Source organism: Chryseobacterium sp. II3a (assembly GCF_057815135.1).
Window position 1 is genome coordinate 52,350 of record NZ_JBYPZJ010000007.1, and the last position, 20,134, is coordinate 72,483.

Consider the following 20,134-nt stretch of genomic DNA (forward strand, 5'->3'; position numbering starts at 1 on the left):
TTAGTTGAATTGCTGTAACAAATCTTTGATTCGCTTCATAGCTTCTCTTAATTCTTCTTCAGAAGCTGCATAAGAGAATCTAATGCATTCCGGGCTTCCAAAGGAGAATCCGCCAACACATCCTACGTGAGCGTTTTCCAATAAGAACATGGCGAAGTCATCAGAGTTATTGATTTCTGTTCCGTTCAAAGTTTTTCCGATGTAATGGGAGATATCCGGGAAGAAATAGAAAGCAGCTTTTGGAAGCAATACTTTGAATCCTGGAATTTCCTTGATAAGTTCATATACAAGATCTCTTCTTTTTTTGAAGGCATCAATCATATATCTGTATTCTGATGGATCAGTTTTTAAAGCAACAATAGAGGCTCTTTGAGCTACCGTATTAGCGCCGCTTGTCATTTGTCCCTGTACTTTTTCACAAGCTTTAGCCAGCCATTCCGGGCATGCAGAATATCCGATTCTCCATCCGGTCATGGCAAAAGCTTTTGACATTCCGTTGATTACAGCAGTCTGCTCATATACTTCAGGGAATTGAGCGATAGATGTGGTTTTTGTTTCGTAATTGATGAATTCATAGATTTCATCTGAAATAATGGTCACATGAGGGTATTTTGCAACCACTTTAGCGATAGATTTCAATTCATCATAAGTGTAATATCCTCCTGAAGGGTTACATGGTGAACTGAAAAGGATTGCTTTTGTTTTGTCTGTAATCGCTTCTTCAAGCTGTTCAGCGGTTACTTTGAAATCGGTAACATAAGAAGTTGGAAGCATTACAGAAGTTCCGCCCATCATTTTCACCATTTCATCGTAGCTTACCCAATAAGGGGCAGGAAGTAAAACCTCGTCACCATCATTGATAATCGCTGCTAAAACATTTAAAATAGCTTGTTTTGCACCATTTGAAACGCAGATCTGTGTTGGTTTGTACTCCAGATTGTTGTCTCTTTTTAATTTATAAGCAATCGCCTCACGCAATTCCAGAAATCCTGGAACAGGAGAGTAGTGGCTGTAATTCTGATTGATGGCATCGAATGCTGCCTGTTTGATATTATCCGGAACATCAAAATCCGGTTCACCAAGGGTTAAGCTGATCACATCAATTCCGTTCGCTTTCATTTCCCTTGCTTTATTAGACATTACAAAAGTCTGTGAGTATCCTAGTCTTTTTACTCTATCTGAAAGTTTGTCCATGTATTTTTTGAATTTTAACAAATATATAATAAAAAGACCTTGCAGGAGTAATAAAAAGAGGTCTGGTTTAAAGATTTTTATCAGGTTTAAAAGGGACGCGATATCTAAAATTAAGGCTGTTTTTTTAATATACTCTTCTTTAAAATTTGAATAAAGCCAATAAAAACTTATTTTTGCAGATTATAATAATTCACATGTCTACATCGTTACTATTAAAATATTTTCCGGATCTTACCGAAACACAGTTAGAACAGTTTGCAAAGCTGGAGACCCTGTACAATGAATGGAATGAAAAGATCAACGTAATTTCCAGAAAAGATATGGAATCGTTGTATGAAAAGCATATTCTTCACTCATTAGGAGTTGCCAAAGTGATGGAATTTGCGCCTGGAACAAAGGTACTGGATATTGGTACCGGAGGTGGTTTTCCTGGGATTCCATTGGCGATCCTTTTTCCTGAAGCAGAATTTACCCTTATAGATTCCATTGGGAAGAAAATTAGCGTAGTGAAAGCAGTGGCAGAAGGAGTAGGACTGAAAAATGTAACGGCTATCCACGGAAGAGCAGAAAAATTAAAAGAAAAGTTTCATTTTGTAGTAAGCAGAGCGGTAACCCAGATGCCGGAATTTTTAAGATGGCTAAAAGGGAAATTTGAAAAAGAACAGTTTAACCCTAAACATAACGGGATTTTATATTTAAAAGGTGGAGATCTTGCTGAAGAACTTGCCGGACTTAAATGTGAAATTTTCAATTTGAAACACTATTTTGATGAAGAGTTTTTTGATACTAAAAAAGTTGTTTATGTATCAAAAGGTAATTTTAATTCCTGATTTTCTTGGAATAGGGAATAATTTTTGCTAAATATGTATTGATAATCATAAAAGTAAAGATTATGAAAAAGTTTCTAAATATTGGATTTTCAGCATTATTGTTGAGCTTGGTATTAGTTTCGTGTAATGATGATGATTATCAGACGATTGAATCTATTGACAAGGTGAAAATAGATAGTGTACAAATTACTCATGACACGATGGATATTTTTTCGATACAACGTATAAAAACTTATTCCACCTATTCATCTCAATGTCAGGGTTTTTATGGGTATGATTATATTCATAATGGTAATTTTGACAGATCGGTTACTGCTTATAAATATATTACCAATGGGCCTTGTACTCAGAAGAGTTATTCAGCTGTCAACCAGATTAATTTCAATCCTCAGAGAGCAGGAAAATATACCTTTACATTCTGGAATGGAGGAGATAACTGGATTACAAAAACGATTGTAGTAAAATAATGAAATTGACTTTTGTACTCTGTGTGTTGGCTGCAAATGTTGTGTTTGGACAGAAAATAATCTGGAGCGAAGAACAGAAGCTGGTGTGGGATAATTTTAAGAGCCCTGTCAACAGGAGAAACAATCCGGATGTGGCAGCGTATACCAATTGTGGCTGGGAATATTCTGTAGTGAAATCCTCCAACCCCAAGTCTCCTGTAAAAATTGAAGTAAAAACAATATTCAACGAAGACAAATCCTGGAAGGATACTAAAAAGATCAATAGTTACATTTTACTTCATGAGCAGAAGCATTTTGATATTGCAGAACTTTTTGTAAGGAAATTCAGGAAAAATATTACTGAAAAGATCAGAAATTCCGGTGATTATGACAGGGTATTTAAATCTATTTATAATACAATATACAAGGAATATAAAAACTTTCAGATGGCCTATGACAGGGATACCCGTCATGGGATGGATGAAATAAAACAGGCAGAATACAATGCTGCCATCTCTCAAGAATTAGAAAACCTTAAAAGCTACCAAGCCCTTGAAATTCCTCAATAAGATCATTCACGAATTGTTAGCTCAAAACCCGGATTTATCTGCGTTTAATATTATCCTGCCGGGAAAACGTCCGATTGTATTTATCAGGCAGATTTTGGAGGAAAATAACTATTCTGGATTTCTTCCCAACTTTTTTACCATTGAGGAACTGATCAATTCTATTGCTGATAAACAAGTGATTCAGGGAATTCCGCTTTGGCTTTTTTCCTTTGATGTCTACCGAAGTCTGAATCTGATCCCAAGAGATGATTTTTCTGACTTTTTGAAGTGGTTTCCAACCTTACAGAAGGATTGGGATGATATCCTGAAGTTTTCAGACAGTGATCAGGCGGTACTGCAATACATGTTTGATGAGGAAAGGATTAAAGAATGGGCCCAGAACCTTGGTGAAGATGATGACGTTCCCCGAAAAAAGTTCCTTAATTTCTGGCAGAATATGAATGTTTTCCTTCCTGAATTAAAAAGCAGGTTACAGGAAAAGAACTGGGCAACCTCAGGAATGATTCACGAGGCTGCTAAAGCGAGTATCTCCGATTTTGCGAAGAATACCTCAGAGGAGTTCGTATTCTGCGGATTTAACGCCTTTACGCCTGTTGAAGAAAAACTGGTGAGAAATCTTCTGCAGTGGAATAAAGCTCAGTGCTTTTTTCAGGCAGACCGTTATTATTTTAATGACGAAAGACAAGAGGCCGGAAAATTCCTCAGAAATCATAAAACATGGAAGGAGTTTGATGACAACAGGGCTTTTCAGTGGATTGAAGATGACTTTAATCAGCCTAAAAAGATCAAGGTGTATGAGGTTTCCGGGAATGTGACACAAACGAAGGTGCTGCCAGAGATTTTTAAAGAAATCAATAATAAAACTTACTCGAATACTGCTGTAGTTTTGCTGGACGAAAATCTTCTTCCTGCGAGTCTGGATGTGATGCATGGAGTAGAGAATCTGAATATCACGATGGGTTTCCCATTGAAGAACCTTTCTTTCTCCAATGCTGTAAAAAGACTATTCTATTTGCAGAAACAACTTGAGAAAAATAAAACCTCTTATTACTACAGGGATGTATTCCCGATTCTTGAAGAACTTCCTAAATCAGCCAAAGATGAGCTGATCATTAATGATTTTAAATCGAAAATAGAGGAGAGGAATATTGTGTATATTTCTAAAAAGCTTTTGAATGAAATTCTGGGTGAGTTATCTTACTTTGGTCTTCTGCAAAAAGCTGCAAGTACCAACGCTTATCTGGATATTTTGATTTCGTTTTGCCATCAGGTGAAATGGTTAGAAATAGATGATATTCAATACGAAAACGTTTCTCACTTCGAGAATGCCTTTAGGATTATTAAAAACCAGTTGACCCCTTACAATATTGAGATTAAAATGGAAACGCTGGAGATCCTCATCAACCAGCATATCAATTCTGAAAGTATTGATTTCCAAGGAGAGCCATTAAGAGGGCTGCAGATTATGGGATTGCTTGAAACGCGTCTTTTGAATTTTGAAAACGTGATTCTGCTTTCTGTAAATGAAGGAAAACTTCCATTGGGGAATTCACAGAATACCTATATTCCTTTTGATATCAGAAGATTCTTTGATCTTCATACGTTTTTAGAAAATGACAGCATCTATGCATATCACTTTTACAGACTGATTCAGGATGCTCAAAATGTTCATTTACTGTATAATGCTTTAAGCTCTGGTGTGAATACAGGAGAAAAAAGCCGTTTCATTACCCAAATCGAAATGGAAAGTTCTCATGAGATAGAACACCTGATTATTGAGAATTCTTCAGAGCCTATTATTACAAAACCTATTGAGATTTCCAAGACTGTCACTGTCATGGAAAGACTTCAGAAATGGAAGGAAAGAGTTTCTGCTTCTCACCTTACAAGCTATCTTTACAATCCTATTGATTTCTATTTATCCAAGATCCTGAATACTTCGGAATCGGACGAAATTGAAGAGGAATTATCTATAAAAAATTATGGAAATCTTGTTCACTATTCACTTCAAGAAGTTTATGATATTTTAAAAGGTAAAGTTTTAAAAGAAAGTGATTTAGAAAAATCAATTAAAGCGATAGATCACTATATCAATGTTGCTATTGAAAAGCTCAAACATCAGCCGGAATTCTATGAGAAAGGAATGAACTACATCCACAAAGCCATTGCAAAAAAGGTGATTGAAAATGTTCTGAATCATGATCTTGAACTTATTAAACAAGGCAATACACTAGAGATTATTGACATCGAAAGGAAGTTTGAAAATGTAGAGTTTTATCTTGATGGAAATGATAAAATTTCTTTTTTAGGATTCATTGACAGGATTGATAAACTAAACGGAACTTTAAGAATCATTGATTATAAAACAGCCAAAATTAAAAACTTGCATGTAAAAATTGATGAAGATAATGTAGAACAATATTTTCATAATAGTGACAGAAAGCAAGCACTTCAGCTTTGTATTTATCATTATGTGGTACAGCGTCTTCCTGAGTTCTGGGGATATCCGATTGAAACGGGAATCTGGAGTTTTGCAGAAGCCAAAAAAGGAATGGTTCCACTAGTGTTTGATAAAGGGGATATTGATGATGCAATGAAGGCTGTTAAAAGCCTTATTCTGGAAATTCTGAATCCGGATATCAGCTTTGTAGAAACGGTAAAATCTTACTAAAATTATTTTGTTTTTTTATAATTTTTCTTTAACGCAAAGATTTATTTTTATTACGTTTTATTTTAAGTGAGCTAAGAAGGAATTGATTAAAGATCAATTCTGATGAAGCATGCAGTCTTCATTAGTGAAGCCAAGGGTTTTGGCAGAATCTTCATTTTACGTTGTAAATAAGTATGTTAAATTATTATAGAAACACTATTTTTTGCAAAAAAAATTTGAGGAAATATTTTTGATAATAATAATTTTTCTTAAATTTCTATTCAATAGGGAAATAGGAGATTTTCTTGTCCGCATGTAGGGTATAATTGTATATTTACCGTAAATTTTTATACACATAAAAACGGGTTGTCTCATGAAAAAACTCCTGATTTTGGGAACCATCATTCTTTCTCTTTTCTTTAAATCCCAACAGATTAACGATTCTCTGAGTATCAGATTACAAAATGTAACGAAGGATACAAAGTTTGGTTTGGCCCTGAGTGGAGGTGGTGCCAAGGGATTTGCCCACATCGGTATTCTGAAAATGATTGATTCTCTTGGGATTAAGGTAGATTATATCACAGGAACAAGTATGGGTGGTATTTTGGGCGGTTTGTATGCAATGGGATATAATGCTGATGAATTGAAGAAAACGATCTATAAAGTAGATTGGAATAGGATTCTGAGCAATAAAGTTCCTTACAGCAAAGTGAATATCAGTGAAAAAGATGAATATGATAAATATATTCTGGAATTTCCTGTAGTAAAAGGAGTTCCGACACTTCCCAGCTCGTACATTGAAGGGCAATATATGGGCGAGGTTTTGAATACATTGACCTTTAATGCAAAACATATTAATGATTTCAGTAAACTGAGGATTCCGGTAGAGCTTACTTCTTCAGATATTGAAAACGGAGGATTAATTATGCAGAAAAAAGGGTCTCTTCCATTGGCCATTCGCTCTACTTTGGCTATTCCTGCTGCTTTTGCACCAGTTTATATTGATGGAAAGCTTTTAGTAGATGGTGGATTAGACCGGAATTATCCGGCCAATGAAGTTCGCCAGATGGGAGCAGATTTCGTTATTGGTGGCTATACAGGTTTCAGGCTTTTTACCAAAAAAGAGATTGAAAATCCTATGAAAATGATCTACCAGACACATGCCATCCGTTCTGTAGAAGATTTTAAACATCAGAAAGCCTTATCCAACATTCTGGTAGACTTTGTAGACCCTTTGGGGGATATTACCACAAAAGACTTCGCGAAGTTCAGAAAGATCATTAAAATAGGGGAAATAGAAGCAAGAAAACACCTTCCTGAATTTATAGCTTTGGCAGAGGCTCAGAAAAAATTGGGAATCAAGTATGAGCATGAGAAAATTGAAGAAGTAAAGCTGCCTACTACAAAATTTACTTTCAACGAAGAAAATGGAACTCCGCTTACTGATAATGTGGAAATTGCAGTGATTAAAAAAGAGTTAGGGCTGACAGAAGGAAAGTACTATGATGTAAGAACTGTTAATGAGGCCATAGACAGAGTGTTCGGAATGCGCCAATACGAAAAAGTGTATTATACCTACACCAATGAAGGAGATGGTCTTGTGATGAATATTTTTGTAAAAAAAGCTAAAAAAGGTGCTTTTAAATTGGCGCTTCACTATGATACAGAACAATCCGTTGGGATTATTGTTAATTATACTTATAGGAATATCTTGGCTAACAGATCAAGGTTTCTGGCTACCATTGATATTTCAGAGCGTTTTAAAGCAAGATTAGCCTATCAGCGTTTCCTTGGAAGCGGGGATCATTGGTGGATTGATCTTGAAGCGAAAATGGTTCACCTTAAAAGTAATGATTTAACTTTCAGAACATTTGGGTATGATGATTATACTACAAAATTCCCTAACCACATGTACAGAAATATTACAGGGAAAGTAGCTTTAAATTATAATATTAATCCTAATGCTTTTATTTCTCTGGGAACAGAGTTCAGTACTGAAAGAATGTACACTTTGCTAGATAAGATAGACCAGGCGAAGACTGATAATTTTAGTAAAAAACTCTACAATCACAGTAATTTTAATGCATTTTTAAAGTTTGAGCAGAACAATCTGAATAAAAGATACTTTTCTACCCGTGGAAATCACCTTCAGGTAAGCACAAGGCTGTATTTTGGAGATCAATATAATTTGTATGATCTGCAAGTGGTACAGCCTCAGTTATATCCGATTTTAAATCCTCAGGAGCCGGGTTATTTTGCTCCTAAGAATCTTGTGTCTTTTACCCTGAACGAAAATTTTACTTACCCTATTACAAGAAGACTGGCAGCCAAGGTTAATCTGTTTTTGGGAACAAGCTTTGGAGCTTACAGAGAAGATACTGTACCTTATTTTTTCCTAAATCAAAAATATAATTTAGGGGGCAGCGAGTATAATTATGATATGCTAAATCCTGAGTTTAACGGACTTCGTCAGAAAGAGCTGCCAATGAATTCTGTAGCTAAAGCAGGAGTGTCATTTCAGTATAGAATTATGAAGAGATTGTATGTGACACCTTCATTCAGCTATGGAAAAGTGAGTGAAGAACTGTCTCCTTTCAATGATAGTTTTGAGATGTTTGGGTACGGGGTCAACCTAGGATATGAATCTCTTATAGGTCCTATTAATCTTAATATTTCCAGAAATAATCAGCTTGATTTTTCAAGAATCTATTTGAGTATTGGATTTAAATTTTAAAGAGTACGGACGCTGGAATAGGGAAGTTATTTCTGATAATAAAAGCTCTTTATCTCATTAAATCAAAATTATAAGACTTGGAGAAGTTAGTAGTGTTGATTTCCATGTTCCTTTTTCCATCTTCCTAATTTAAAAATAAAAAAGCACCCCATTGCTGGAGTGCCAAAATTAACTTGAAAATGATATATAAAAAGGATTGATGCTATAGTTTAACTTTTTTATTGATTGTTTTCCCATTGGAAAGAATCATCTGCACAACATAAACTCCAGGTTCCATGTTTCTTGATTCGAATTGCTGTGAATTCACTTCCTGCTGATGAATCAAAGCTCCGGAAATACTGTATATGCTGATATCTTTAATGTTATGGTTAGCTCTGGCTCTGATCTGTTTATTCTGAGCAAAGATGTCTGTACTGTTTTCCAATCTGCTGTTTCCAAGATTCTTGCTGAACTGTAGGTTATAATAGGATGTAACTACTTCGAATGTGTATTTCTGAGGATCCAGTTCCTGTAAATTGATTCCTCCATTTTCCTGATACAGATCTTTAGAAATGGTTTTAACCAGATTTTTATTTTCATCGAAAATATGAACTGCTGAAAGCTCATCCTCATTGATCTTTACCTTTAGAATAGCATTGTTTTCGGATTGTATGATTTCATTTTCTGCTACTTCTACAGGAGTGTTTTTAATGTAAGGAAGCATTTTTTCCTGCTCACTTTCCGATACTTTTAACAGATATACACCATCTTTTAAAGAAGATAAGTTTCGATCAATTGCGGATCTGCTGCTTGCTTTTTCTTTATTAAAATCAATGATTTCAATCAACTGCATATTTCCCAGTTCAGGTTTTATCTGAGAAGAAAACAGAGTAGGTGTTTCTGATGAAGGTACAGTTGCCTGTTTTCCAAAAATAGATCCCACTGCAGCCCATTGATTGAAAAGTCCGCCGCTTCTTAAGGTATTGAATTTGGCATTGGAAGCCAAAACAAATGGAACAATACCACCTACGTGACCGATGGGTCCCCAGTAGAAGGAATCTAATTTATATTTATTCAAATCCCACCAGGCATAATAACCGCGTTGTACATCAATGGTTTTGGATGTGTTTTCTGGCGGAATGGCAAGATCAACGGTAGAATGCCCCAGAGTCATAGGGGTTTTGTTATACCAGTCGTACACGTCTTTAGGCTTCAGGCATTGTCTGAATTTATGATTCGGGTTATTGGTGACATCATTCACAAAATTGGTGGTGAACAGCTTTCTCCATATAAATGGTCCCCATAGTAAACCGCCATTGTCCTGAACCACATGATAATTGTATTTGTCCAGATATTCTGCGGAAATAACTTCCGAAATATCATTAGTATATGTTTTGTATCCTGTATTGTTGCAGCTGTGAAGAACATTAGCCAGGAAAGAGCTAAACGGATAAATATCTTTTTCCAGAACACCTTTCTTTAAAGTGGTTTCTGACATATCATAAGGTCCGTCTCCCATATAGGCATATTTAAACTTCAGGTTGCCGGGATTGGATACATTCAGTCTTTTTAGAGTTGACATTGCGGCGTGAGCACCTTGTGAATAACCTGCTAAGAAATATTCATCATAGCGTTTCACACCCAATTGAGCTAATGCTTTATTGGCTGCAGTAACAAAATCAATAGTAGCTCCGGACTCAGTAACATAGTCTACATACGGATGTACGCCATCTCCGTCTCCCATTCCTACGTAATCGGGAGCCATTAAAATGTAACCGTTGAGTACATAAGAAAGTTCAACGACAAATCCGGCGGTTAAAGTTCCTTTAAAATTAGAAGGAACATTGTGCCTGCTGTCGGTAGTTCCGTGGTCAGAAACTACGGTGGAAAGCTTCATATTGACATTAGGATACATCAGGAGTCCTGTTGCTTTGACAAGAATATTGTTCTCGTTTTTGGTGTAATAGGTTATTTTATAGCCTTTTAGACCAACATTGAAACCATTGAGATAGCTTACAAAGTCAGGGGCATTTTGTTCGCCAAGATTGTTGGCAATGAAATTAACAACTCCCTGGGGTGTTAAATCCAATTTCTTTTCGGCGCTTACCAGATCACCAGCCTGCTGGGCAAGATAGAATGGAGCTGTAAGTCCTATCAAAAAAGTTGTGATTTTCTTCATATCGTGAATTTTTACTACTGTCAAGGTAATAACTTTAGTAAATTCACAAAAATATTCAGACATTAATAACTATTCATTGAATATTAAATTCTCTGAAAGGTGAGTAAAATAAAAGAGTCTGATCCAAAGACCAGACTCTTAATTCTATATTTTCCTTTCCTTAGAAAGCGTTGATACCTGTAATATCTAAACCGGTGATTAACAAATGAACATCGTGAGTTCCTTCATACGTAATTACAGACTCCAGATTGGCAGCATGTCTCATCATTGGGAATTCACCCATGATTCCCATTCCTCCAAGGATCTGTCTTGATTCTCTTGCAATGTCAATCGCCATTTTTACGTTGTTACGTTTAGCCATTGAAATTTGTGCCGGAGTTGCCTTATGAGCATTTTTAAGGTTTCCTAACTGAAGACATAATAACTGAGCTTTTGTAATCTCTGTTAAGAATTCAGCTAATTTTTTCTGCTGAAGCTGGTAAGAACCGATTGGTTTACCAAACTGCTTTCTTTCTTTAGAGTACTGAACCGCAGTGCAGTGGCAGTCGATAGCAGCACCAATTACCCCCCAAGAAATTCCATATCTGGCAGAGTTCAAGCAAGATAGAGGGCCTTTCAATCCTGTAACTCCCGGAAGTAAATTCTCTTTCGGTACTTTTACATCGTTGAATACTAATTCTCCTGTTTTAGAAGCTCTTAAGCTCCATTTATTGTGTGTCTCCGGAGTAGTGAATCCTTCCATTCCTCTTTCAACAATTAATCCCTGTACTTTTCCTTCTTCATTCTTTGCCCATACTACAGCGATGTCGCAAAGAGGAGAGTTGGTGATCCACATTTTAGCCCCATTCAAAAGATAATGGTCTCCCATATCTTTAAAATAAGTTTCCATAGAACCAGGATCAGAACCATGGTTAGGTTCAGTTAATCCAAAAGAACCAATCATTTCCCCAGCAGCAAGCTTTGGAAGATATTTCTTTTTCTGTTCTTCGGAACCGAACTCATTAATGGGGAACATTACCAAAGAGCTCTGTACTGAAGCAGCAGAACGTACTGCAGAATCTCCTCTTTCCAATTCCTGCATGATAAGACCATAAGAAATCTGATCTAATCCAGAACCACCATACTCCACAGGAATATATGGACCTAATGCTCCAATTTTTCCTAGTTCTCTCATAAGACCTGGAAGATCTGTATGATTTTGAGCTGCCTGATCAATCTGCGGCATTACAAAACTTTCAACCCAATCCCTGATAGATTGGCGGATCAGTTTGTGTTCTTCAGTAAGTAAAGCATCAATTCCATAGTAATCAGGAATGCTTGTAAGAGGATAATATGACATGATTTTTTGATTTTGTTAAAAATAACATTTTTCGTGGTGTTTGAGAAATTTTTTTGAAAACTTATCTAAATGCTGGTTTTCAAACAGATAATGTGGTTTTTTCCTGTTTAAGGGATAAAATTCACATTTTAAGCTTCCTCATCATTGGAGATAGGGTACTGATTGGTGGAATTATGCACTTCAGTTTTAAATTTATAGAGGTATGGAGCTTTGTTAGCAGAACCGTCATATAGTTTTTCTAATCTGTCAAGAATATTGAGGCTTAGTATTTTTCGCTGGAAGTTATTTCTTCTGAATTTTTGTCCCAAAATGGTTTCATAAAGAGCCTGAAGGTCCTTCATCGTAAATTTCTCAGGAAGAAGATTACTTGCGGCCACTTCAGTGTTGATATTCATTCGAAGATATTCCAGTCCGGTTTCTATAATTCTGTCATGGTCAAATGCCATTTTGGGAAGATTATTCACTTCAAACCATTCGCAGCTTTCGTTAAAAGCATCCGGAAAAGTATTCGTGAGTGAAAAATCGATGAGACTGCAGTATCCTACTGTAATAAACCTCTGAAAAATCCAGTGATCAGCAGGGACTTCAATCCCTTTATTTCTTAGAAGGATCTGATGTACATTATTTTCTGTACGGTCAATTCTTCCGAATGTATGGAATTGTTTTAAAAATAAATCTTTAAGATGGGTTCGTTCGTATAAAACCCGTTCTGCTGCTTCCCTAAGATCCTCATCATTGAAAACAAAACCACCCGGGAGTGACCACAGATCCAGATCGTGATATTTCAATAACAATACTTTCAGAATGTTATTGTGAAATCCGAATATCGTACAGTCTACAGAAATATGAGCAACAAAATCCTTGGTGTCGATCAGTTCCTGAAGTGTTTCTTTACTTTTTGTGTCTTTGATTTTCATGGTTGTAAAAATAAAACTATTTTCTATATTTTCTTTTTGAGACGTTAAAATATATCAAACTAATCACAAAAAGAAGAATTATAGAGCATAAAATATATAATGGATAAAAGTTTAATAGCTGCTTTCCAAAGAGTATGGCCATAATAATGGAACTCACGGAACTTCCCAGAGAAGAGAAAATAACAATAAGAGAGGTAAACAGATTGATCTTTTCTTTATCTACCAAAGCAATCATTTTTGAATTGACAACCGGATAGAGCGGCGACAGAAATAATCCTATCACTGGAAACAGAAAGAGAATCATTCTGGAATCTTCAGAATCAAAATACTGAATTCCTAAGATGACAAGTAATAAGGCTATAATTAATGATATACATGTAATGTAATATTTTGGTAAAGAAAATCTACGGATGATATTGGCTGTGACCGTTCTTCCTGCATAGGAGAAAAGTGATAAAAAAGAGGTGGCCTGGAGAGCAAAAAATGAATTGACCTTCAGGTGATTCTTATAAAAAGAAGGCAGCCATGAATTAAACCCCTGTTCTACAAAGACAATAAAGAAGATTACCGCAAGGAATAAAGCAACTACTGGGGTTGTAAATCCTGAAAGTTCAGTGAAAATACCTTTGCTTTCGGAGGGTTTAGACTCTGTAATTTCTATTTTTGAAAGTAAGAATATGGTGATGGCAGATAATACAGCAATCAACAGAAATCCAAATCTCCAGAATTCGGAATACGGGCTGGAGATCAGCCATCCAAAGCCTGTATTGACTACAAAGATTCCTATCATAAAGGAAGCTTCCACACTGTTCATTGTTTTAGCCAATGATTTTTCATCAGAAATATTATTCCTGATGATTCCGAAGACACATATTTTTCCGATTGCAAAACAGGCTCCGATAATGGCAAACCATACTTTATAAAACCAAAATTCTTCTATAAAGGGAAGGAGACAAGAACAAAATCCTACGATAGCCAATGCAGCAATCAATGCTCTTTTTGATCCTGTTTTATTGATAAAGCTTACTGCAAACAGAGAGATAAATGCAATAGGAAGATCTTTAAAAGATTCCAAAAATCCAAGCTCTCCATACGTAATATTGGTATCTGCAAGCTGAAGGATAATAAGACCCATACAGTTTAGAACCATTGAAAAAATGAGAAAGGTCAATTTTAAAGGGAGAGAAATTTTGGAAAGCTTAGTGGTCATTTTGGGAGTTAACTTTATTGAATTTTTATAGCTTTTTGTGAATAATTGATGCGAAGATATGGCTTTTAACCCTGAATAATAAACGAAATTTTAAAATATTTGTTAATCTAATGTTAATTAATTGAAAAAAAATATATTTTTATTGTCTCAATTTGAGAATTAAAACAAATAGCTGTATATGAATGTAAGAATATCAAGAAATTTAGGAGTGATCGCCGTCCTCTATTTTACGGCTAACTTCAGTGGCCAGACAAAAAAGGACACGCTTTCTAAAGAGAATAAAATAGATGAGATTGTAGTCATTGGTTACGGAACTCAGAAGAAGTCTAATGTAACTGGAGCTATCGCAAGTATTAAAGCGAGTGACATAGAAAACATCCCAACCGGTAAGCCGGAACAGGTGTTGCAGGGAAGGGCTGCAGGGGTTTCTGTTGTTACCAATTCCGGGCAACCAGGTGCTGCTGCAACGGTCCGGGTCCGTGGTATTACCAGTTTTGGAGCCGGAAGTAATAGTCCGCTATGGGTGGTAGATGGAATTGTCGTAGATAACATTGGATGGCTTAATCAGTCTGATATAGAAAGTATTGAAGTACTGAAGGACGGAGCATCGTCTGCAATCTATGGAGTTTCTGCTGCAAAAGGAGTAATTCTGGTTACTACCAAAAAGGGAAAAAAAGGAAAACTGGTTCTTTCTTATAATGGATTTTATGGTTTTTCAAATGCATCTAAAAAATTGGATCTTTTGGATGCTACTCAGTATGCAAAAATTATTAATGAAGGTTTTGTAAATGATGGGAAGGCCCCACGTTTTACTAATCCTGAATCACTTGGAAAAGGAACAAACTGGCAGGATACTATTTTTGGAACAGGAGAAAAATCATCTCATGAGATAAGTATCACTGGAGGTAATGATAAATCAAGTTATTATACATCGTTTGGATATTTTGATCAGACGGGTATTGTAATGACTGATATTTCTTACTATAAAAGAATCAATGCAAGATTCAATTCCACTCATAAGGTTACAAACTATTTAACTTTGGGACAAACCTTTGCTTATACCCATACTAAATCTCAGGGAGTAAGTGCTAACGAAGAATATGGCGGACCTTTAGCTTCGGCGGTTAACCTAGATCCTATCACTCCGGAAGTGGTCACAGATTGGTCTAAGGTAGATCCAAGTGGATATACAGATCCATATATTATTCGGGACCCAAATGGCAATCCGTACGGGATTTCGCGATATGTAAACAACGAAATGACGAATCCAAGAGCTTTTCGTACTATTCAGCAAGGGAATTACAATTGGTCTGATGATTTTGTAGGAAATGTTTTTGCAGAGCTTAAGTTTCTTGATCATTTTACTTTCAAGTCAAGTTTAAATGGGAAGAAATCGTATTGGGGAAGCCGTACTTTTACTCCTAAATATTATTTAAGCCCCAACTACAGAAATACAGGTTTTAATAGTCTGAATAAAGTGGATGAAAATAAGTTTGAATGGAGCATGGAAAATACATTGACATATCAGAATAAATTTGGTGATCACAACTTAAGCATTTTGATAGGACAAGGGGTATATCGATATAACGTTTCAGGCGGAGCAAGCTTAACCTACAGTAATTTACCTATCGATAGCTGGCAGGATGCTTCTTTTAACTTTGATATTCCTCAGGATGATATTACAGCCAAAGGATGGGATGGGATTCAAACCCGTAAAGCTTCTTATTTTGGTAGAATTATTTATGATTATGCTGATAAATATTTATTTACAGGAACCGTTCGTAGAGATGGGTCTTCAAAATTTGCAACAAACCAGCATTGGGGAACTTTCCCATCCATGTCTTTAGGATGGAACGCTCATAAAGAAGATTTTTGGCCAGAAAATAAGGTGATTAATAGCTTGAAACTAAGAGGAGGGTATGGTGTTTTAGGAAATGATGAAATGGAGAACTTTAGATTTGCAAGTTTTATGGTTTCAGGAAGTAACTATACTAATTCAGGAAATAATATCATTATAGGATATGCTCCGAGCACCTTGGAAAATCCAAACCTGAAATGGGAACAAACGAGCCAGCTGAATATTGCTGCAGACCTTAAGCTCTTCAATAATTTCACTCTTACCGCAGACTGGTATAAGAAAAAAACGACTGATATCTTAAGACAGATCAATATTCCCGGTTATGTTGGAGTTCCTAATTTACCTTGGTCAAACGTAGGGGATATGGAAAACTCAGGATTGGAACTTGAGCTGGGATATAAAAAGAATTGGGAAGACTTCAGTATATCTGTAAACGGAAATTTTGCAACAATCAAAAATAAAGTTTTGCGATTAGAGAATGATATTGATTATTTCAACTTAGCTTCTTTCCAGACAATGGGAGCAGTCTCAAGAGTAGCCGTAGGACAACCTTACGGATCTTTTTACGGACAGACTTATAGTGGAGTGTTCCAGAATCAGGCTCAAATTGATGCTTATGTAAATGCTAATGGTGGGAAGCTGTTGCCTAATGCTAAACCAGGAGATTTTATCTGGCAGGATAATAATGGTGATGGTAAAATTGATGAGGAAGACAAAGTGAATTTAGGAAGTTCTATTCCAAAATATACCTTTGGGCTTACTGTTAACATGAATTATAAAAATTTTGATTTTATGGTGTTTGCACAGGGGCAGGCTGGTAATAAAATTTTCCAGGGATTAAGAAGATTGGATATTCTTGATGCGAATTATCAGACAAAGATTTTAGACCGATGGACCGGAGAAGGTTCTACTAATACAAGTCCGAGAGTTACCAGGGATGATCCCAACCATAATTATTCATGGATGTCTAACTATTACCTTCAGAAAGGAGATTATGTACGTATAAAAATTATTCAGTTGGGATATACGCTTCCTCAAGACGTTACCAGCCGATTTGGAATGAGTAAGGTGAGATTATATATTACTGGAGAAAACCTTTTCACCTTTACAAAATATACTGGATATGATCCGGAAATTGCCGGAAGAAATAATTCTGAACAGGATATTATAGGAGTTGACAGAGCTTACTATCCGCAGGCAAGAACATTCTTACTTGGGGCAAATATTCAATTTTAATACATAATAACATGAAAAATAAAAGTTTTATATATAAAGGGCTTGCTGTTACTTTTTTTGCAGGTCTGGGTTTTAGCAATATTGCATGCAGTGGTTCTTATCTGGATGAGGTACAGAATTCAGGAGCTTTTAAAACAGAGACCTATTTTCAAAATGAGAGGCAGTCATTTAGTGCTTTGGTTTCTGTATATGATATTTTAAGAAAATATTCCGGGGGGTTTGAGAATACAGTTACCTTTTTTAATGCTGGATCTGATGATTTTTATTCCGGAGGCGGAAATTCTAATGATGGTGCAGGTATCCAGGGAATCAATAATTATTCACTAAACCCTAACACAATGCCAGCAAGCTATTGGAGAGATTATTATCAGGGTATAGCACGTGCTAATCTTTTAATGGAAAGAGTACCTGGAGCGAATATGGATGAAGCCCTCAAGAAAAGATACAGTGCCGAAGCAAGGGTTTTAAGATCTTTATACTACTTTGAATTGGTAAGAATGTTTGGAAATATTCCTTTGGTTCTTAAGAGTGTAAAATTTGATGATGATTATTGGAATATCCCACAGGCAAAACCTGGTGAAGTATATACACAGATAGAAAACGATATCATTGCTGCACTTCCAGATCTGATGCTAACAGCTACAGGTAATGATAAAGGAAGAATTACACAAGGAACAGCCAGGGCAATATTAGGAAAGATATATCTTTATGATAAGAAAATGCCGGAAGCAGCAGCACAATTTGAACAGGTGAATGGTACACCGGGAGGTGTCAGCCAATATGGGTACAAATTGGTAGCAAACTATGGAGATTTATTTAAAGTAGGGCCGGAAACAGTAGATCCTTATAAGTTTTCAACGGAATCTATTCTGGAAGTTATGCATACTAATAAGGGCAACTCTGACTGGGGCTTCTGGGGTCAGGGAAAAGATGAAGGAAACTCAATCAATGCAATGTTGGGGCCTCGTTCTTATTCCATTAACACAAAAATTAAAGATAATGATGCTCCTGATTTATATCCGGGGTGGGCATTTAATACAGTGACTGAAGACTTGTATAATTTTATGCAGGATGACCCGCGAATGAATGCAACTATCTTTAATATGAAACCCTTGTTAGCACAGGATAAAGTTACTTATAGCCCTGCATTTTCGGATACCGGATATTTTTTAAATAAATATTTACCTACCAATGATTTGAAAAGTTCACTTCCCGGAGCTGCGGAACTCAACTTCAGACAAAATTATGTGGCTATAAGATTAGCTGATACCTATCTTATGGAGGCAGAGGCTTTAGGCGGAGCAGGAGCAAGAGCTCAGGCTTTGTTGGATGCAGTAAGAGCAAGAGTTGGTTTAGGGTCAGTTCCTGTTTCTATTCAAGCCATCAAAGATGAAAGAAGGAGAGAGCTTGCTGGTGAGGGACACCGATGGTTTGATCTTGTAAGATGGGGAGATGCTCCTACAAAGCTTGCATTCAAAGGATTTAAAGCAGGTAAAAATGAAATTTTACCCATTCCTTTTAATGAATTGCCAAATACAGCGTTGCATCAAAACCCCGGCTATTAATATGGAGTTTCACAACTTATATAGTTTCTTTAAAGGTACTGCACTGCTTTGCGGTGTGGTACTTTTTCCTTTATCGTGTACCTCAGTTACTCAGAATAAAGGAAATGAAGTGCATTACTGGCTTACCAAAGGAGATGAAAGTGGACTGTTGCAGCTTCAGACCCCGATTAGATTTGTAAATACATCTAATAATCTTCAGAATATTGAAATTGATGATACTCAAAAGTTTCAATATGTTGATGGTTTTGGATATACATTGACAGGAGGGAGTGTTGAGGTTATTAACCGTTTGTCTTCTGCAAAAAGAAAAGCTTTACTGAATGAACTTTTTGGAAAGGATAAAAATTCTATTTCTATAAGCTATCTGAGACTAAGCATTGGTGCTTCAGATCTTGATGGAGATGTTTTTTCCTATGATGATCTTCCGGAAGGACAGACGGATATTTCTCTGTCTAAATTCAGCCTTGCAAAAGACAAGACTCTGATTGCTATGCTGAAAGAAATTTTAGCCATCAATCCTAAGATTAAAATTATTGCTGCTCCGTGGTCAGCGCCTGTTTGGATGAAAGATAATGGAAAAACAAAAGGCGGAAGTTTAAAACCAGAGTTTTACGAAACCTATGCCCGCTACTTTGTAAAGTATATCCAGGAAATGCATAATGAAGGAATTACTATTGATGCTATCACTCCTCAGAATGAACCTTTACACCCGGGAAATAATCCGAGTTTGTATATGCCATCAGAAAAACAGAGAGATTTTATTAAGGGATATTTAGGACCTGTTTTTAAAGCAAATAATGTCAAAACAAAGATTGTTGTATACGATCATAATTGTAACAAACCTGAGTATGCTCTTGATATTTTAAAAGATCCTGAAGCCTATCAATATATTGATGGTTCCGCTTTTCATTTATATGAAGGTGATATTTCAGCATTAAGTACAGTGCATAATGCCTTTCCTGATAAGAATCTCTATTTTACTGAACAGTGGACAGGTTCAAAAGGAACTTTCAATGAAGATCTGAACTGGCATATGAAGAATGTAATCATCGGATCCATGAGAAACTGGAGTAAAATTGCTTTGGAATGGAATCTTGCCAATGATTCAAAATATGGTCCTCATACAGAAGGCGGGTGTACGGAATGTAAAGGAGCAATAACCATTGCAGACAGTGAGAACTTCAACAGAAATGTTGCCTATTATATTGTAGCACATGCCTCTAAGTTTGTACCTGCAGGATCTCAACGTATTGCTTCCACTCAGACAAAAAAATTATCGACTGCAGCATTCAAAACTCCCAATGGAAAAACAGTCTTGATTGTTCAGAACGATAGTAAAGAAAATGAAAATTTTAATATTAAATTTGCCGGAAAGATCGCTGCAGTAAACATTCCTGAGCAATCTGCCGCTACTTACATTTTTTAATC

The 20,134-nt window shown here is 36.1% G+C and carries 13 protein-coding genes; 8 read left to right on the forward strand and 5 right to left on the reverse strand.

Annotation, left to right across the window (positions count from 1 at the left end; all coding sequences use genetic code 11):
- Nucleotides 1–1,194 (reverse strand): pyridoxal phosphate-dependent aminotransferase, encoded by a 1,194-nt coding sequence (locus tag AC3HD6_RS16630; protein ID WP_488897347.1) that lies wholly within the window; start codon nucleotides 1,192–1,194, stop codon nucleotides 1–3.
- A gap of 194 nt (nucleotides 1,195–1,388) precedes the next feature.
- On the opposite strand from AC3HD6_RS16630, the gene rsmG reads away from it, so the two are divergent.
- The 5 genes from rsmG (at nucleotide 1,389) to AC3HD6_RS16655 (ending at nucleotide 8,423) form a co-directional block, all read left to right on the forward strand.
- Nucleotides 1,389–2,024: a 16S rRNA (guanine(527)-N(7))-methyltransferase RsmG gene (gene rsmG / locus AC3HD6_RS16635; RefSeq protein ID WP_488897348.1), complete on the forward strand. Its 636-nt coding sequence runs from the start codon at nucleotides 1,389–1,391 to the stop codon at nucleotides 2,022–2,024.
- A gap of 62 nt (nucleotides 2,025–2,086) precedes the next feature.
- Entirely contained in the window at nucleotides 2,087–2,491 is a 405-nt protein-coding gene (locus AC3HD6_RS16640; protein ID WP_488897349.1) for a hypothetical protein, read from the forward strand.
- The gene (locus AC3HD6_RS16645; RefSeq protein WP_488897350.1) at nucleotides 2,491–3,039 is read left to right on the forward strand and encodes a DUF922 domain-containing protein; all 549 of its coding nucleotides are present in this window, start codon (nucleotides 2,491–2,493) and stop codon (nucleotides 3,037–3,039) included. Before AC3HD6_RS16640 ends, AC3HD6_RS16645 begins: the two co-directional genes overlap by 1 nt.
- A complete protein-coding gene (locus tag AC3HD6_RS16650) occupies nucleotides 3,023–5,710 on the forward strand; it encodes a PD-(D/E)XK nuclease family protein (protein WP_488897351.1) in 2,688 nt (895 codons plus the stop codon). The genes AC3HD6_RS16645 and AC3HD6_RS16650 overlap by 17 nt, the downstream gene beginning before the upstream one ends.
- A gap of 352 nt (nucleotides 5,711–6,062) precedes the next feature.
- On the forward strand, nucleotides 6,063–8,423 hold the full coding sequence (locus AC3HD6_RS16655) for a patatin-like phospholipase family protein (protein ID WP_488897352.1): 2,361 nt from the start codon (nucleotides 6,063–6,065) through the stop codon (nucleotides 8,421–8,423).
- A gap of 202 nt (nucleotides 8,424–8,625) precedes the next feature.
- Here AC3HD6_RS16655 and AC3HD6_RS16660 read toward each other — a convergent pair whose 3' ends face one another.
- From AC3HD6_RS16660 to AC3HD6_RS16675, 4 genes are all read right to left on the reverse strand, one after another.
- Nucleotides 8,626–10,581 carry a T9SS type A sorting domain-containing protein gene (locus tag AC3HD6_RS16660; protein WP_488897353.1) on the reverse strand — a complete coding sequence of 652 codons (1,956 nt, stop codon included), beginning with the start codon at nucleotides 10,579–10,581 and terminating at the stop codon, nucleotides 8,626–8,628.
- Nucleotides 10,582–10,741: 160 nt separating this feature from the next.
- The gene (locus AC3HD6_RS16665) at nucleotides 10,742–11,920 is read right to left on the reverse strand and encodes an acyl-CoA dehydrogenase family protein (protein WP_488897354.1); all 1,179 of its coding nucleotides are present in this window, start codon (nucleotides 11,918–11,920) and stop codon (nucleotides 10,742–10,744) included.
- Between the two features lie 128 nt (nucleotides 11,921–12,048).
- Nucleotides 12,049–12,837, reverse strand: coding sequence for an NUDIX hydrolase (locus AC3HD6_RS16670; protein ID WP_068943039.1), 789 nt, complete (start codon nucleotides 12,835–12,837; stop codon nucleotides 12,049–12,051).
- 16 nt (nucleotides 12,838–12,853) lie between these two features.
- Complete coding sequence (locus AC3HD6_RS16675) at nucleotides 12,854–14,047, reverse strand: MFS transporter (protein WP_488897355.1); 1,194 nt, start codon at nucleotides 14,045–14,047, stop codon at nucleotides 12,854–12,856.
- Between the two features lie 178 nt (nucleotides 14,048–14,225).
- On the opposite strand from AC3HD6_RS16675, the gene AC3HD6_RS16680 reads away from it, so the two are divergent.
- From AC3HD6_RS16680 to AC3HD6_RS16690, 3 genes are read left to right on the forward strand one after another with little or no spacing between them, the layout of a single operon-like run.
- A complete protein-coding gene (locus tag AC3HD6_RS16680) occupies nucleotides 14,226–17,141 on the forward strand; it encodes a SusC/RagA family TonB-linked outer membrane protein (protein WP_488897356.1) in 2,916 nt (971 codons plus the stop codon).
- A gap of 11 nt (nucleotides 17,142–17,152) precedes the next feature.
- Nucleotides 17,153–18,706, forward strand: a complete 1,554-nt coding sequence (locus AC3HD6_RS16685) for a RagB/SusD family nutrient uptake outer membrane protein (RefSeq protein WP_488897357.1) — start codon at nucleotides 17,153–17,155, stop codon at nucleotides 18,704–18,706.
- A gap of 1 nt (nucleotide 18,707) precedes the next feature.
- Nucleotides 18,708–20,132 carry a glycoside hydrolase family 30 protein gene (locus AC3HD6_RS16690; protein ID WP_488897358.1) on the forward strand — a complete coding sequence of 475 codons (1,425 nt, stop codon included), beginning with the start codon at nucleotides 18,708–18,710 and terminating at the stop codon, nucleotides 20,130–20,132.
- Nucleotides 20,133–20,134 lie beyond the last annotated feature (2 nt).

Coding starts and splice junctions, on each gene's coding strand:
- AC3HD6_RS16630 (WP_488897347.1), bottom strand. CDS start 1,194: ATGGACAAACTTTCAGATAGAGTAAAAAGACTAGGATACTCACAGACT.
- rsmG (WP_488897348.1), top strand. CDS start 1,389: ATGTCTACATCGTTACTATTAAAATATTTTCCGGATCTTACCGAAACA.
- AC3HD6_RS16640 (WP_488897349.1), top strand. CDS start 2,087: ATGAAAAAGTTTCTAAATATTGGATTTTCAGCATTATTGTTGAGCTTG.
- AC3HD6_RS16645 (WP_488897350.1), top strand. CDS start 2,491: ATGAAATTGACTTTTGTACTCTGTGTGTTGGCTGCAAATGTTGTGTTT.
- AC3HD6_RS16655 (WP_488897352.1), top strand. CDS start 6,063: ATGAAAAAACTCCTGATTTTGGGAACCATCATTCTTTCTCTTTTCTTT.
- AC3HD6_RS16660 (WP_488897353.1), bottom strand. CDS start 10,581: ATGAAGAAAATCACAACTTTTTTGATAGGACTTACAGCTCCATTCTAT.
- AC3HD6_RS16665 (WP_488897354.1), bottom strand. CDS start 11,920: ATGTCATATTATCCTCTTACAAGCATTCCTGATTACTATGGAATTGAT.
- AC3HD6_RS16670 (WP_068943039.1), bottom strand. CDS start 12,837: ATGAAAATCAAAGACACAAAAAGTAAAGAAACACTTCAGGAACTGATC.
- AC3HD6_RS16675 (WP_488897355.1), bottom strand. CDS start 14,047: ATGACCACTAAGCTTTCCAAAATTTCTCTCCCTTTAAAATTGACCTTT.
- AC3HD6_RS16680 (WP_488897356.1), top strand. CDS start 14,226: ATGAATGTAAGAATATCAAGAAATTTAGGAGTGATCGCCGTCCTCTAT.
- AC3HD6_RS16685 (WP_488897357.1), top strand. CDS start 17,153: ATGAAAAATAAAAGTTTTATATATAAAGGGCTTGCTGTTACTTTTTTT.
- AC3HD6_RS16690 (WP_488897358.1), top strand. CDS start 18,708: ATGGAGTTTCACAACTTATATAGTTTCTTTAAAGGTACTGCACTGCTT.